This is a genomic window from Pseudomonas sp. GQ91, from assembly GCF_059758795.1.
This window is the reverse complement of sequence record NZ_JCAXED010000012.1, coordinates 18,075-32,660: the sequence shown is the minus strand read 5'-3', so window position 1 is coordinate 32,660 and position 14,586 is coordinate 18,075. Positions and strand designations below refer to the sequence as shown.

The 14,586-nt window shown below is 62.5% G+C and carries 9 protein-coding genes and 2 pseudogenes; 5 read left to right on the top strand and 6 right to left on the bottom strand.

Features of this window, described 5'->3' with window-relative positions:
• Window positions 1-64 precede the first annotated feature (64 nt).
• A complete protein-coding gene (locus AC6CIA_RS18365; protein ID WP_498313990.1) occupies window positions 65-4,306 on the bottom strand; it encodes an AvrE-family type 3 secretion system effector in 4,242 nt (1,413 codons plus the stop codon).
• Between the two features lie 309 nt (window positions 4,307-4,615).
• Between AC6CIA_RS18365 and AC6CIA_RS18360 the strand changes: the two genes are divergently transcribed.
• Both AC6CIA_RS18360 and ggt read left to right on the top strand, forming a co-directional pair.
• Window positions 4,616-5,395 (top strand): PhzF family phenazine biosynthesis protein, encoded by a 780-nt coding sequence (locus AC6CIA_RS18360; protein WP_498313988.1) that lies wholly within the window; start codon window positions 4,616-4,618, stop codon window positions 5,393-5,395.
• A 34-nt stretch (window positions 5,396-5,429) separates the two neighbouring features.
• The gene (gene ggt / locus AC6CIA_RS18355; RefSeq protein WP_498313986.1) at window positions 5,430-7,274 is read left to right on the top strand and encodes a gamma-glutamyltransferase; all 1,845 of its coding nucleotides are present in this window, start codon (window positions 5,430-5,432) and stop codon (window positions 7,272-7,274) included.
• A 60-nt stretch (window positions 7,275-7,334) separates the two neighbouring features.
• On the opposite strand, the gene ddlA is transcribed toward ggt, so the two are convergent.
• Window positions 7,335-8,429: a D-alanine--D-alanine ligase gene (gene ddlA, locus AC6CIA_RS18350; protein ID WP_498313984.1), complete on the bottom strand. Its 1,095-nt coding sequence runs from the start codon at window positions 8,427-8,429 to the stop codon at window positions 7,335-7,337.
• A 44-nt stretch (window positions 8,430-8,473) separates the two neighbouring features.
• Window positions 8,474-9,112 carry a LysE family translocator gene (locus tag AC6CIA_RS18345; RefSeq protein WP_498313982.1) on the bottom strand — a complete coding sequence of 213 codons (639 nt, stop codon included), beginning with the start codon at window positions 9,110-9,112 and terminating at the stop codon, window positions 8,474-8,476.
• 141 nt (window positions 9,113-9,253) lie between these two features.
• On the opposite strand from AC6CIA_RS18345, the gene AC6CIA_RS18340 reads away from it, so the two are divergent.
• Window positions 9,254-10,066 carry an AraC family transcriptional regulator gene (locus AC6CIA_RS18340; RefSeq protein WP_498313980.1) on the top strand — a complete coding sequence of 271 codons (813 nt, stop codon included), beginning with the start codon at window positions 9,254-9,256 and terminating at the stop codon, window positions 10,064-10,066.
• A 227-nt stretch (window positions 10,067-10,293) separates the two neighbouring features.
• Here the strand turns inward: AC6CIA_RS18340 and AC6CIA_RS18335 are convergent, their stop codons facing one another.
• Complete coding sequence (locus AC6CIA_RS18335; RefSeq protein ID WP_498313978.1) at window positions 10,294-11,700, bottom strand: MFS transporter; 1,407 nt, start codon at window positions 11,698-11,700, stop codon at window positions 10,294-10,296.
• Window positions 11,701-11,795: 95 nt separating this feature from the next.
• Here AC6CIA_RS18335 and AC6CIA_RS18330 point away from each other — a divergent pair, with 95 nt between their 5' ends.
• Together AC6CIA_RS18330 and AC6CIA_RS18325 are read left to right on the top strand one after the other, a co-directional pair.
• The gene (locus AC6CIA_RS18330) at window positions 11,796-12,680 is read left to right on the top strand and encodes a LysR family transcriptional regulator (protein WP_498313977.1); all 885 of its coding nucleotides are present in this window, start codon (window positions 11,796-11,798) and stop codon (window positions 12,678-12,680) included.
• A 73-nt stretch (window positions 12,681-12,753) separates the two neighbouring features.
• On the top strand, window positions 12,754-13,269 hold the full coding sequence (locus tag AC6CIA_RS18325; RefSeq protein WP_498313975.1) for a GNAT family N-acetyltransferase: 516 nt from the start codon (window positions 12,754-12,756) through the stop codon (window positions 13,267-13,269).
• Window positions 13,270-13,272: 3 nt separating this feature from the next.
• Here AC6CIA_RS18325 and AC6CIA_RS18320 read toward each other — a convergent pair.
• Both AC6CIA_RS18320 and AC6CIA_RS18315 read right to left on the bottom strand, forming a co-directional pair.
• A pseudogene (locus AC6CIA_RS18320) lies at window positions 13,273-13,701 on the bottom strand (methyl-accepting chemotaxis protein); the annotation flags it as partial.
• A 111-nt stretch (window positions 13,702-13,812) separates the two neighbouring features.
• Window positions 13,813-14,499: pseudogene (locus AC6CIA_RS18315) on the bottom strand (PAS domain-containing protein); the annotation flags it as partial.
• Window positions 14,500-14,586 lie beyond the last annotated feature (87 nt).

The following is a 14,586-nucleotide window of genomic DNA, read 5'->3' as shown; positions in this document are numbered from 1 at the left end:
CACCGCCCCAACTGCCAAAAACGGCTCACCCCAAGGTAAGCCGTTTCGCATGCGCGCAATACACTCAGGCGACTGGCGCGCGCGGTGTCCTCACCCGCGCATCCGCCAGGTCCAGGGTCAGGTCGTGGCTCGGCAGCGCGCCCAGACGGTCGTCGAGTTTCATCTTCAGGGGTTGGTCGGCATCGGCCCCGTATTCAAGCTCGGCACTCAGGCGCTTTTGCGAGTAGCTGAGTCCGGCGGTGCTTGAGAAACCCAGATTGCTCATCGGCGGGAACGCCATGGCATGAGAGCGACTCGCGCTGTAAGCGAGACTCAGGCTTTTGATGCGCAAGTTATCGCGGTTGTTCAGGGCCTGTTCGATCAGCGGCGTCTTGCGCCCGGCGCTGAAACACTCACGCTCGATACTGCGCAGCACCTGCGGCTTGAGTTCCAGGCTGACACTCACCGAAGTGCCCTCGCCGCTCTTCAAGTGCCCGAGCACCTGGGCAAACTGCGGCGCGTCGTTGAGCCACTGCACAATGGCCGCCTTGTTGGCGGGTGCGACGTCATCCAACCAGGCATGGCGCTCGTCATCGTTCAAGCCAATCCGGGTCACGCTGGTTTCGACCGCCGCCAACTGGCGCAACTGATGCTGCTGCAAATAGTGCTGGTGAGTCAGGTTATCCAATAACTGGGCAATCGCCTGATACGCCTGCAACCGGGTCGGCACGGGCGAATGCGTGGCAAAAAACTGCTGCAGCGTGGCCAGTTGCTCACCCGGCGCCTGCCCGGTCAGTTCAACGGCGGCCAAATCCGCCCGGTACGCGGGGGAATAACGCGACAACCGCTGCACAACCTCGTCGATCTGCAACGGCTCCAGCGCTTCCGGTTGCTTGAAGCAGAAGCTGAAGCTGCGTGACTGTGAGCGATCCAGCCTGACCATGACCGACAGCTCCGGCAGCGCAAACGCCGCGATGCTGGAACCGCCCTCCTGCAGATGCCCTAGCGCGGCGGCATTCAACGGCACCACGTTGGCGCCCACCCCGCCCTGCCTGAGCAGTTGCACATTGGCCGAGCGCCCGTGGGTGGTCGAGGTACTGCTGCGGCTGACGGAATGGCCGAGGTCCGCATGCGCCAAATTGAGGTTGCCGACCAGGCCGACGCCGGCCCGCACCACCGAATCAAGCTCGCGGATATCCTCCTGCGGGTTGTAGAGCAGGCGTTGTTGCGCCACCAGGTCCAGGTGCAGGTCGACATGGGTTTTCGCACTTTCGCCGGTGACATGCGCCGCGCCCAGGTCGAGCAAATCGTAAACATTGCCCTGCTCTGCCGTGAGGATCGCCATCATTTTCGCAAAATCGGCTTCCTTCACATCGAAACTGATGGACGCGCCGTGCGTCCTTGCCACCGCCGCCGTCAGCTCCGCCCCCACCCTCAGGCCCGTCCCCAGCGCGCCTTCGCCACGGCCCAGGGTCGTGCCCGAAACAATCGAGGTCGCCAGCCGCCGCGTGTCGTCCATGCTGATTTCAACCCGCGCGCCGCTCTCGGTACGGCTGATGCTGATGCCATTCGCGTGGGCCTTGGACACCCCGACAAAAAACGCCACGGGCGAAACCGTTTTTATCCCCGTCAGCATCATGCCGAAGGATTTGCCGTGGGTGCGGCTCGGCGCCAGTTTCTGGCCGCTTTCAAGCTGCCGAACCTCACGTGTCATCGCCTCCTTGAGGCTGGCATCGGCGGCTAACCCGAGCACGCCCGAAAGGTGCCAATGGAGCGCGGAGCCCGGGGTACCAAGGTCTTTCGCCAGCAGTTTGAAGTTGTTGTAGATCGACTCGGCCTGGCCGTAGCTGACGATGTTCTGGCTCGACAGCTTATGCACCGGGCTTTGCGCATACTGCTGCATCAGCGTGCCCAGCGATTGCTCCACGCGCGCCATCGCTGACGGGCTGTGGCCGCTGGCCTGCTCCAGTTCGAGCACCAGCTCGCCGAGCTGTTTCAAGGTCGCGGCATGATGGATCAGGTCGCCCACGAGCAAGGCCGAAGGATGCTGGCTGTCGCGCTTGCGTTCGGGATCTCTGGCCGGAAGGTTCAAGGCCTGTCCTTCAAAGTTGGCCAGCAGCATCGCAGTGGTTTTGCCCGCCGACGGCGACAGCCTTTTGAACGCTTCGTACAACTGATGCACAGTCGAGTCGGGCTGGACCGTCGCCCGGCTCAACTGCGGCCGCGGATCAAACCACACGCCATGCACCTCGCCGAGGCGACGGGCGCAGGTTTCACTGTTGTTTTCCACACGCTCCAGTGCGGCGCCGATGTCCCTGGCCAGCGCTTGTCGCGGGCCGGCCTCGCACAACGCCGCCAGCCGCTTACCCAGGCCGCCCGCGACAGGCCTGGCATGAGCAAGCGGCTTGAGCTGGGCGTGCAGGCGTTTGTCGTCGGCATAGAGCGGCTCCAGGCCCTGGCGGCCATTAAAGTGATGCTGAATTTCTCGGCCGGCCTGCCTGAGGCTTTCGACGGGATGAAAGTGCGCTTTCAAGCCCTGCAGATAATTGCGTTTGAGCGGAATGCCCTCACTGGTTTGCCCGAGCACATTGCTGCCGACCGCTACCGCCCCGTCCAGCACCACACCGCGCCATTGAATGCCGGCCATTTTTTCCGCCAGCGACACACCCGGCGCAGGCGTCGAGGACTGCACCGCGCCCCACGTCAACGCCCCGTCGGCAGCGACCTCCAAGCGATGAAAAGCCTTGGCCCAGCCGCCGATCAGGTGCTGGTCCGCGCCCATCCGCAGCGAATCCAGTCGTTGTGCCTGGGGCAAGATGATCGGGGTCCAGCTCAATGCCGCATGACCCGCGCCCTGCCAGTCTGCACGCGCCACCCTGAACAACTCACCGCCCGTGCTGTGCGCGTAGAGGTTTGCCTCAGCGTCCAGCGCCAGCGCTTGCACGGCGACTGCCTGGGTAAACGTCAACGGCTCGACCCGGCCGTCGAGATGGGCCTGAAGCCGCCCATGTTCATCGAGCGTGACGAAGCTGCGCCCGTCTTCGATGGCGAACCCGGTGATGCGCGACGGCCCTTGCGCCATGACCTCGTCAAGCGTGGCCTGCGTACGCGGCACCGCAAGCCCTGACAGCATGTAGCTGGCGCCTTCATAGTTCGGCGCGCAAACCTGTTGGCTCGTCACTGCCTTCAACTGGCCTGCCTGCAAGACATAGGCACGCCCATCAAGCCCTCGCGCCATCCGTTCAACGCTTTGAGAGCTGTCCTCCCACCGTTGCGACCGGGCGTCCCAGCACAACAGGTGGCCTTCGTCACACATGACCTTTGCGCGTGGCCCGAGATCAATCGCCGACGCCAGCGCCTGGAGGCTCGGCTGAGGCAAACCTTGCTCAATGCCCTTGACCAGCGCATCACTGAGGTTCCACTCGGGCCTCAGGGCATGCGGCTCGATCAATGGGCAACTGTGCAGTTGCTCGCGTGCGTCACGTATCAGCGCGTTGAGCTGGCCGCCATCCGCATGGAAAAACCCTTCGACGCTGACCTCGCCGCTCAACGCCCGCTCGAGTGACTCGAGGGGTTGCCAGGTCATCGGCAGTTGCCCGTCGCGAGCCTGCTCGCGGTTGCCTCGAAACAGTTCGCCCTGCACCGTGCAGCCATACAGCGTATCGCCGGCCAGCCCGATGCGCGTGAGTTGCAAAGGCCGGCCGGACTCATCCAACGGACTCAGGGACAGCTCGCCAACGCCCTGCAGCGACAACACCGAAGCGCCTTCGACATGGCTCAGACACAGCACGTGGTTGCCTTCAACGCTGCTATCTGCCACGCCCGGCGGCACCTTCAGCAACTGGCCCTGCGCGGTCAGTCCTATGCGGTTGAGCAGGCGTGTGTCCGCGTCCGCCAGCCAGCGCTCGGTCTGCGGTTCGAACCGAAACAGGCGACCTTGCTCCAGGCGATACTGCTTGCCCTCCAGCGTGGTCTGCACCTGGCTGACAGGCCCGAGGTGCGCGCGGCCGGGGTTGTCGGGAGCTGGCCCACTGTCGGCGGTGCGGCTGCTGTTGATAACCGCCGCCACAGCCGGCGTGGAGTGGAGATAAAGCACGCGCTGCCGATCATAGATAAGACGCAGCGTGTGGGCATCGCCACCGAGGTCATCCGCGACGTAATGCGGGCTGGCCTGGTTGAGATGACGCGCGATGTCTTGGCCCGCCAGGGTCGCGTCCGCCTGCACGCGCCCGTGCTCCAGGGTGGCGCCAAACAACATCGAGGTCGGACGCAACGATTGAAAACGCGTCAGTTCAATCGTCGCTGCTGCCGTGGACTGTTTCGACAACGGTTTGGCAACACCTCGATCTCGAGGCAGGCACTCGCCGAGTGTTTCTCGAGCAGATGCATGTGCAGGCTTTGCCGCCGACTTGTCGATTGTATTGCGCAGCGTTCCCACCCAACCTTCAAATCTCAGATGCATAGCAAACTCCAGAATACGCCTGTGGATACACCGTAGTGATCTTCTGCGGCTCTCGGTTCCACTGCCGGGCACCGATAACGCATCAACCTCGGCGCGCCAGGCAAAACCGGCTTTTGACGCTCCCGCCACGCACTGTTAGTGTCCGACCTCATCCCTCGAGACGGAGCCCTCACGGTGAAACTGGACATTTACCAAGTCGATGCCTTTAGCGACCAGCCTTTCGGCGGCAACCCGGCCGCTGTCTGTCCACTCACCGAGTGGCTGCCCGATCAACAACTCCAGGCCATCGCCGCGGAAAACAATCTGTCCGAAACCGCGTTTTTCGTGCCACGCGGCGACGTGTACGAATTGCGCTGGTTTACCCCGCAAGTGGAGGTCGACCTGTGCGGCCATGCGACATTGGCCACCGCCTGGGTGCTGATCCATGCAATGGCGGCGGCGCCCGACATGCTGCGTTTTGCCACGCGCAGCGGAGAGCTTCGAGTAAGCCGTAACGGCGATGAGCTGGTGATGGATTTTCCGGCCAAGACACCCCAACCGTGTGCAGCGCCAGCCGGCATGCTCGAAGCGCTGGGCATCGAGAGTGCCGAGGTGTTCGCCACCGACGACTACATTGTGCAGGTGGACGATGAAGCGTTGGTCGCGGCCCTGACCCCGGACTTTTCTCGCCTCGCCGGCCTGCCCAAGCGCGGTATTGCGGTGACCGCCAAAAGTCTGCGCTTTGATTTCATCTCCCGTTGGTTCGGCCCCAATGTCGGGATCAATGAAGATCCGGTGACCGGTTCCGCCCACACCTCATTGGCGCCGTTCTGGGCCGAGCGCCTGGGCAAGCACCGGCTAAGCGCCGAACAAGGCGGCACGCGGCGCGGCCAGTTGACCTGCGAAGTCAAAGGCGACCGCGTGTTTATCTCCGGCAAGGCCACGCTGTATCTGCAAGGCACGATTTACCTGTAGCGCGTCATCCCAGGAGCAACAGATCATTCTCAACATGAACGGAGTTCGCCGCGTGCCTTGCTTCCACCGCTTCCAGCGCCTTGCACCCCTTTCGGTGCTTGTCGCCGCCCTGACCCTGAGTGCCTGTCACAGCGCCAAGGCCCCCGAACTGCCACCGGCTCCGGAGCTGGGTTCGGGTTATCGCACCGACATGCGCGTGCGCCACGCCGAGCGCCATATGGCCGCCGCCGCCAACCCGCTGGCGGCCGAAGCCGGGCGGGAAATCTTGCGCCAGGGCGGCTCGGCGATTGATGCCGCCATTGCCATGCAAGCGGTGTTGACGCTGGTGGAGCCACAGTCGTCCGGGATCGGCGGCGGTGCCTTTATCATGGTGTGGGATGGCCAGCAGGTGCGCGCCTATGACGGACGCGAAACCGCGCCGGCCGGCGCCACCGCCGATCTGTTCCTGAACCCCGACGGCACACCGATGGCGTTTCCCCAGGCGCAGATCGGTGGCCGCTCGGTGGCCACGCCCGGCGTGCTGCGTGCGTTGAAAATGGCCCACGAACAGAACGGTCGGCTGTCTTGGGCGCAGTTGTTCGAGCCTGCGATCCGTTTGTCCGAGCAGGGTTTTCCGATTTCTTCGCGTCTGCATAACCTGCTCGCCGCCGACCGTTACATCAGTCAGTCGCCGGATATGGCAAGCTACTTTCTCAACGCCGACGGCACCCCCAAAGCCATCGGTACGCTACTGAAAAATCCAGCCTTGGCCCGCGTCCTCAAACGCATCGCCGAGGAAGGTCCGCAGGCGCTGTACCAGGGCCCGATTGCCGAGGAGATTGCGCGTAAGGTCCAAGGCCACCGCAACGCCGGAAGCCTGTCCCTGAGCGACCTCAAAGGTTACCGCGCCAAGGAACGCGCCGCGCTGTGTACCGACTACAAGCGCTGGCAAATCTGCGGCATGCCACCACCGTCGTCGGGGGGCGTCGCCATCGCGCAGATCCTCGGCACCTTGCAGGCCCTGGAAGCGCGCGATCCACGCTGGTCGCTGGCGCCGCTCAAACCGCTGAAGACCACGACGCCCGCCGGCCTCGAACCCGCGCCTGAAGCCGTGCATATGATTGCCGAAGCCGATCGCCTGGCCTACGCCGACCGGGCGCAGTACATCGCTGACTCGGACTTTGTCCCGGTGCCGGTCGCCGGCCTCGTCGCGCCGGCTTACCTGAGGGCGCGCGCCGCGTTGATCAGCGAACGCAGCATGGGGGTCGCCAAGCCTGGTCAACCGGCGGGGATTCAAGTGGCGTATGCACCCGACCGCTCGCCCTTGCGCATTTCCACTTCTCAGGTAGTGGCGGTGGATGACCAGGGTGGCGCGGTGTCGATGACGACCACCATCGAGGCGGCGTTCGGCTCGCACATCATGGTCCAAGGCTTTCTGCTCAACAATCAGATGACGGACTTTTCCTTTATCCCCGAGGAACACGGTCAACCCGTGGCGAACCGTATCGAACCCGGCAAACGCCCGCGTTCGTCCATGGCGCCAACGTTGGTATTTGATCGACAGACAGGCGAGTTGCTGGCGGCTGTCGGTTCGCCCGGTGGTTCACAGATCATCGAATACGTCAGCAAGTCCCTGGTGGCCATGCTCGACTGGAACCTCGACCCGCAAACCGCCATCGGCCTGCCCAACTTCGGCAGTCGCAACGGCGCTACCGAGCTGGAGCAAGGACTGTTCAGCCCGGCGTTGAAACAGGCACTCAAGGACAAGGGTCACGCGCTCAGCGAGATCGACATGACCAGCGGCACCCAAGCCGTCGTACGTGTGCGTGATGCCCAGGGCAAGGCTGCATGGAGTGGCGGCGCGGACCCTCGGCGTGAGGGGGAGGCGCTGGGGGATTGAGGTAGAACGGTTATTAGAGGTGGGGGATTGTGTGCGGCGAGCCAAGTCCCCCACGCCGATTTACCGACTGATCTTCAAGCCCTTGCGCCCCGCATGCCGCTCCAGCGCCAGCTCGATCAAGCGGCTGACCAGTTCGCTGTAGCTCATCCCCGCCGCCTGCCACAGCTTGGGGTACATGCTGATACGGGTGAAGCCAGGCAGCGAATTGATTTCGTTGACCAGCACTTCGCCCGCCTCGGTGAGAAACACGTCGACCCGGGCCAAACCCGAGCAGCCCAGGGTCTCGAACGCCTCGACGGCCAGCGCGCGAATGCGCTCGCTGGATTGCACGCTGATATCGGCGGGGACCACCACGCGCGCGGCCTGTTCGTCGATGTACTTGCTGTCGTAGGAATAGAAACCGTCACGCACCACAATCTCGCCACAACCGCTGGCGATGGGGCGCTCGTTGCCGAGTACCGCACATTCGATTTCCCGACCTTTGACGGCAGATTCCACCAGCACCTTTTCATCAAAACCCAGGGCCAGTTCGACGGCGGCGTGGTATTCGGCTTCGTTACCGACCTTGCTCACCCCCACCGAGGAACCCTGGTTCGCCGGTTTGACGAACATCGGCAGGCCGAGCTTCTGCTGCGCTTGCGCAAACGAGGTGCGCGCCGCGTTGCCACGGTTGAGGGTAATAAAAGGCGTCACCGCAATGCCGGCATCACGCAGCAGGCGCTTGCTGATGTCCTTGTCCATGCAGACCGCCGAACCCAGCACGTCGGAGCCTACAAACGGCAAGTCCGCCATGCGCAGCAAACCTTGCAGGCAACCGTCTTCGCCGAGCGTACCGTGGACGATGGGGAAGATCACATCGACGTGTTCCAGCAAGCCCTGGCCGGAGGTTTCGACCAGTTGCTGGCTGGACTTGCCCGGCACCACCGCCAGTTCGCGGTTGGATTGGTTGAGGGCGATCAAGGCCGGGTCTTCCTGGTTGATCAGGAAGTTCGAGGTGTCATTGAGATGCCAGTGGCCAGCCTTGTCGATGCCGATCAGGATCGGCTCGAAACGCGTACGGTCCAGGGCATCAACGATGTTGCGGGCCGACTGCAAGGACACTTCGTGCTCTGCCGAGCGCCCACCAAAAATAATACCTACCCGCAACTTGCTCATGCATCGGCCTCACATTTAAAAGTAAGGTTTATTACCACGAGCCGTCAGCGGTTAGCCACCAGATGTGCACCAAAAAGCACGTAACAACCGCCGGCAAAGCGGTCCAGCCACTTGCGCGAACGGCTGTAGAGAGTGGTCATGCGCGCGCTGGAAAACACCAGTGCCACGCTGCTGTACCAACTGAATGACAGGCTCGCCATGGTGATCACAGCCAGCGTCAACAACATCGGCGAAGGCGACGGTGGCATGGTGGACGCGAAGATGGTGGCGACAAACAGCGCCGCCTTTGGATTCGACAGATTGCCCAGCAACCCCAGGCGCCACGCGGAGAACAACGAACGCCGAGGCTCGTCGGGCAGCAGGTTCTGGCCCATGTCCGGTGCCGCGCGCTTGAACAGCTTCAGCCCCAGGTAAATCAGGTAGCAGCCACCGATGATCTTGAACGCCAGGTACAGCATGGGCGCGGCCGTGAACAACGACTTGATCCCCAACCCGCCCGCCAGGCCCCATATCATGGTCCCGGTGGACACGCCTGCGGAGGTCATCACGCCATGGCGGCGCGAGCAACTGGCGGCCAGCCGCGCCGTGTTGAAAAAATTCGGCCCCGGGGTCACCACGGCGACGGTCCACAGCAAAGCCAGCGACACCAGCGGCGTGGCATAGGCCGGATTGAAAAAGTCCATGTTGTACGTCCGCCCAGGCAGTGTTGGAAAAGCAAGCATAGGCCAGCGCTCAGGCGCTGCACAATCGTACAAGCTACCGGCAGACAGCCGGCGCATACTCGGTTAACGTCACTCCATCTGACACTTCTCGAAAAATATCCCATGGGCAAACCCACCGCGAGTATCGACTGGCTGCATCGCGCGCCACCTGCCAGTGGCCTGGAGCGCATCGAAGCGTATTTTTCCGGGTTCGGTTACGACCCGCATCGCCATGACACCTACGCCATCGGCCACACGCTGCTTGGCGTGCAGAGTTTTCACTATCGCGGCAGCAAAACCCACAGCCTGCCGGGCACGACCATGGTGTTGCACCCCGATGAAGTCCACGACGGCTGGGCCGGCAGTGAGGAAGGCTTCAAGTACCGGATGATTTATGTGGAACCGGCGCTGATCCAACAGATTCTCGGCGGCAAGCCGCTGCCCTTTATCCACAACGGACTGTCCAACGACCCATGGCTGTACCGCGCCTGCCAAGTGCTGGTGCAGCGTCTCGACTGCCGGCTTGATCCATTGCTGGAGCAGGATGCGCTGTTCGACCTGGCCCACGCACTGAATAATGCCTCGGGCGTGAGCACCAGCCGCAAGACCTTTGATTACCAGGCGGCCGAGCGCGCCCGGGAGTTTATCCACGGCGCCTTGACCCGCACCATCACCCTGGACGAAATGGCCGAGCACTGCGGGCGTGATCGCTGGGCCTTGTCGCGGGATTTTCGCTTGTTGTTCGGCACCAGCCCTTACCGTTATCTGACCATGCGCCGCCTCGATCTGGTGCGCACCTTGCTCGGTCAGGGGCATTCGCTGGTGGATGCGGCGTTGACGGCAGGGTTTACCGACCAGAGTCATATGACTCGGCAATTTCGCAGTACCTATGGGTTGCCGCCTTCGCGCTGGGTGAGGATGCTGGGACGCACCTGAGCTTAGCCCCGTGTAGGAGCGAGCTTGCTCGCGAAAACCCCGAGGACACCTCGGGGTATCAGGCTTTCCGCGTCATCGTTCACGACCTTCGCGAGCAAGCTCGCTCCTACAGGGAAGGGAATGCGCGCGCATAACAGGTCGGTTTCCAGGCCGCCTCGCGCTGCTTTTGATTTTGACTTAAGCGCCCCGTTCACCACGCTGGCCGGAGTCCGGCATTGATTCGGGGGCTAGGTGCTCTCCAACATCCCATCCGACCTCACCGCCGATGATCTAAGCCGCAACGCCAGCACCGCGCCCATCAGCGCAATCACCGCACTCCCCCACAACGCCCACTCAATCCCCTGCGCCTGAGCAGCCCCCGCACCCTCCATGGTGTTGGACAACGACACCAACAACGCCAACCCCAGCGCGCCACCAATCTGCTGGGTGGTGGATGCCATGCCCGCCGCCACGCCCTGCTCTCCCGGCTTGACGCCCAGACCAGCGGCGACCCACATCGCCGTCCAGGTCATGCCCTGCCCGATACTCAAAATGAAGATCCCCGGCAGCAACCACCAGAATCCTGTTCCGTTCGGCAACGCCAGACACACCAAGGCAATCCCCAGCGCGCCCGCTAATTGGCCGCAGACCAAGGTGTTGCGCAAGCCGATGTTGACCAGCGCACGCTCCGCCAGCCAGATCCCCAGCGTGCACACCAGCGTCGCCGGTAAAAACGCCAACCCCGCCTGCAACACGCTGTAGCCATAGACATGCTGGTAGTACAACGCCAGGAAATAGTACTGCACACCAAAGCTGCTCATGAATACGGCCGTCAGTAGCATGGCCATGCGCAGCTCGCGATACGCCAGCAAGCGCAGCGGCATCAGTGGATCGCGGCCGCGGTGTTCGATCCAGGCGAATACGCCCAGCAAGACCAGCGCCACCATCATGCAGCCCAGGGTCAACGGCGCCGTCCAGCCCCACTCGGGCCCTTGCACCAGCGAGAACACCAGCAATGTGCCGCCTACAGTAACGGTCAATGCACCGCTCAGATCAAAACTGCGGCCACCTGGGCGCTCGCCGTCGGCGGGGATCCAGTAGCGCGCCGCCCACGCACAGCCGCCTGCCAAGGGCACATTCACCAAAAACACCGCTTCCCAGCCCCACCATTGCGTCAATACTCCGCCCAACAAAGCCCCCAGCGCCAACCCGGCCGCCGATGCCGCGCTCCACACTGCAAATGCCCGGTTGCGCTCCGGTCCTTCGGCGTAGTGGGTGTTGATCAAGGCCAATGTGGCCGGGAACAACAACGCCCCGCCCACGCCCTGCACCGCACGGGCCAGCACCAACAGCAACGCACTGCCCCCCAGCACCGCCGCCAGTGACGACAGCGCATATAACGACTGGCCAAGTCGGTACAGTCGTCGCTTGCCCAACAAGTCCGTCGCCCTGCCGCCCAGCAGCAGGAAACCACCAAAGGCCACCGTGTAGGCGCTGACCACCCACTGCAACTGCTGGGCATTAAATCCAAGATGACTGCCAATCTGCGGCAAGGCGACAAACACGATGGTCGCGTCCAGGGCGATGATCAGTTGTGCGCAGGCCAGCAGCACAAGCATCCGACTGGCGGGGCGATTCAAAGGAGTGGTGGGCATCACAGCATCCTGTCCGAAAATCATGAGCCGCCAGTGTCTTTCATGCTCGACAGATGATAAATAGCCATAACACTCTTTCAGTAATGACTTTAATCATGGATCTGAACGCCGTTCGTTTGTTGGTTCGTGTCGCGCAAACGCGCAGCTTCACCCGTGCGGCCGGCGACCTTGGCTTGACGCAATCGGGGTTGTCCCGCGCCATCTCACGGCTGGAGCAGCAATTGGGCGTACGCCTGCTGCAACGCAACACCCGCAGCGTCAGCCTGACGCCGGACGGCCAGATGTTGTATGAACGCAGTGCGCCGTTACTGGCCGAATTGGCCGAAACCGAAAAGCTGATGCTTGACCGCCGGTGCACGCCCTCCGGGGTGCTGAAAATCAGCACCCCCTCGTTGTTCGGACGCAAAGTGGTGATGCCGGTAATCGGTGAATTGACCCTGCGCTACCCCGATCTGTGCATCGAAGCGGTGATGACCGACCGCCTGGTGGATATCGTCGACGAAGGCTTCGACGCCGTGCTGCGCACTGGCGAGATTCAGGACCAGCGCCTGATTGCCAGGGCCTTGCCACCGTTGCGCTGGGTCACGGTGGCGTCACCGGCATATCTGGCCCGGTTTGGTACGCCGCGGACCGTCGAAGACCTGAAGGCTCACAGCTGCCTGACCGTGCGTAACCTGCACAGCGCAAGGCTGGTCGACTGGCAGTTCATGCTCGACGCAAAGGTGCGTGACGTCAGTGTCGAGGGTCAGTTGATCTTTGATATTGGCGACGCGCTGGTGGACGGCGCGATCGGCGGCTTCGGCATCGCCCAAGTGATGGAATTTGCGGTGCGCGATGAGTTGACCACCGGCCGCCTGGTGCCGCTGCTGGAGGACTGTGCCGGACGCAGCCGGGCGCTTTCCCTCGTCTACCCACCGTCGCGACAATACTCCCCAAAGTTGATGGCGTTTGCACAAGCGTTGGGCCGTGCGCGATGGTAGCCCCCGCTTGAATCCACCCGCCGGGTGTGAGAATAAACACCGTGGGCCACACCAACCGCGAGGCTAGCCAAGGATGAACCTGACACTGACGCCCCCACAGTGGGATGACATAAACGAATTACTGGCGTTCGAGCTGACCAACCGGGCGTTTTTCGAGCGCTGGATCAATGCCCGGCTGGATACTTACTACAGCGTCGACGGGGTGACCCGAGCCATCGAGAGCGCAATACAGGAAGCCAATGACGACCGTGCCTATCAGTACCTGATACGCGAAAACGGTGTGCTGGTGGGACGGATCAACTTCAGCCAGGTGCGCCGCCGCTACTATCATTCGGCGTCCCTGGGTTATCGCATGGGCGCCGAATACACTGGCCGTGGCGTGGCTCGACACGCCGTCGCGCTGGGTTTGCAGAAAGCCTTCGGCGAGCACGCCCTGAAGCGGGTCGAAGCCACCGTACGTCCGGAGAACCCGGGCTCATTGCGCGTGCTGCAGCGCAGTGGTTTTACCCAGTATGGCCACTCACACAAGAGCTTTCTGTTTCACGACCAATGGTTCGACCTGTTGCACTTCGAGATCCACGCCCCGTGAGGCTTACGTGGACAGCTGGTTGGCAAACTGTCCGACGGCACTGACCACTTTTTGCGCACCATCCTGAATTTCGACGATCACCGTGCCCGCCTCTGCCGCCAGGGACAAACCTTGCTCGGCCTGGGAGCGGCCGTCGGTCATCAACGCTACGGCGTCACGAGCCATGTCCTGGTTCTGACGCACCACGCCGACAATTTCCTCGGTCGCTTTGCTGGTGCGGGACGCCAATTGCCGCACTTCATCGGCCACCACCGCGAAGCCGCGTCCCTGCTCACCCGCGCGGGCGGCTTCGATGGCCGCGTTGAGCGCCAGCAAGTTGGTCTGCTCGGCAATCCCGCTGATGGTCTTGACGATGCTGCCAATGACCTGGGACTGGGCATTGAGCGCTTCGATGCCCTCGCCGGCCTGCTGCATGTGCTTGGCCAGGTCACGCATCACAGTCACCGCCTGAGTGACGACTGCCGTGCCGCGCTGGGCGCTGCTGTCGGTGTGCAAAGAGGTGCTGTAGGCAATATTCGCGGCTTCGGCGACGGCTCGCTCGCGGTTGACTTGATCGGTGATCAGCGTGGCGAACTTGACCACTTTATACAGTCGGTTGTCGGCATCCAACACCGGGTTATAGGAGGCTTCCAACCAGACCTCTTGGCCATGGGCGTCAATACGCTTGAAGCGCCCGGCGACAAACTCACCCGTGTTCAAGCGCTTCCAGAAATCCTGGTATTCGGTACTGTTGTATTCCTGCGGGTCGCAAAACACGCGGTGATGCTTGCCCTGAATCTGCGCCAGGCTGTAACCCATGCCATTGAGGAAACGTTCATTGGCGGTCAGCACGTTGCCGCTGAGGTCGAACTCGATAACCGCCGTGGAACGCAGCAGAGCGGTGAGCAGGTTCTGGTGGTCGCGGGAGGTCTCGATGGTACGGGTCAGGTCGCTGGAGTACATCGAAAAACACTTGATGCGTCCGTCCGCACCGAGCACCGGTTGCACGATCGAGCGCAGCCAGGCTTCCTTACCGTTGCCCCGCAGCAGGCGCACAGTGCCCGAGAAATGCTCGCCACGGCTTAATGCGCGGTTAAAACGCTGCTGAAACTCATCGTTTTTCACATGTGGCGGTACAACCTCATGAATCACACGGCCGAGCAAGTCGCTGGCCTTGTAGACCATTTCATCGAGGAAGTTCTGGTTGACCGACTCGACACGCCCTTGGGAGTCAAGTTTCAGGGCAAGCATCTCACGATCCAGGCTCTCCTTGATCTGGTGCAAACTGGACAGTTCTTCGCGAAGAGCGGTCAGCTCCTGTTTTAAGCGGGTATTGAA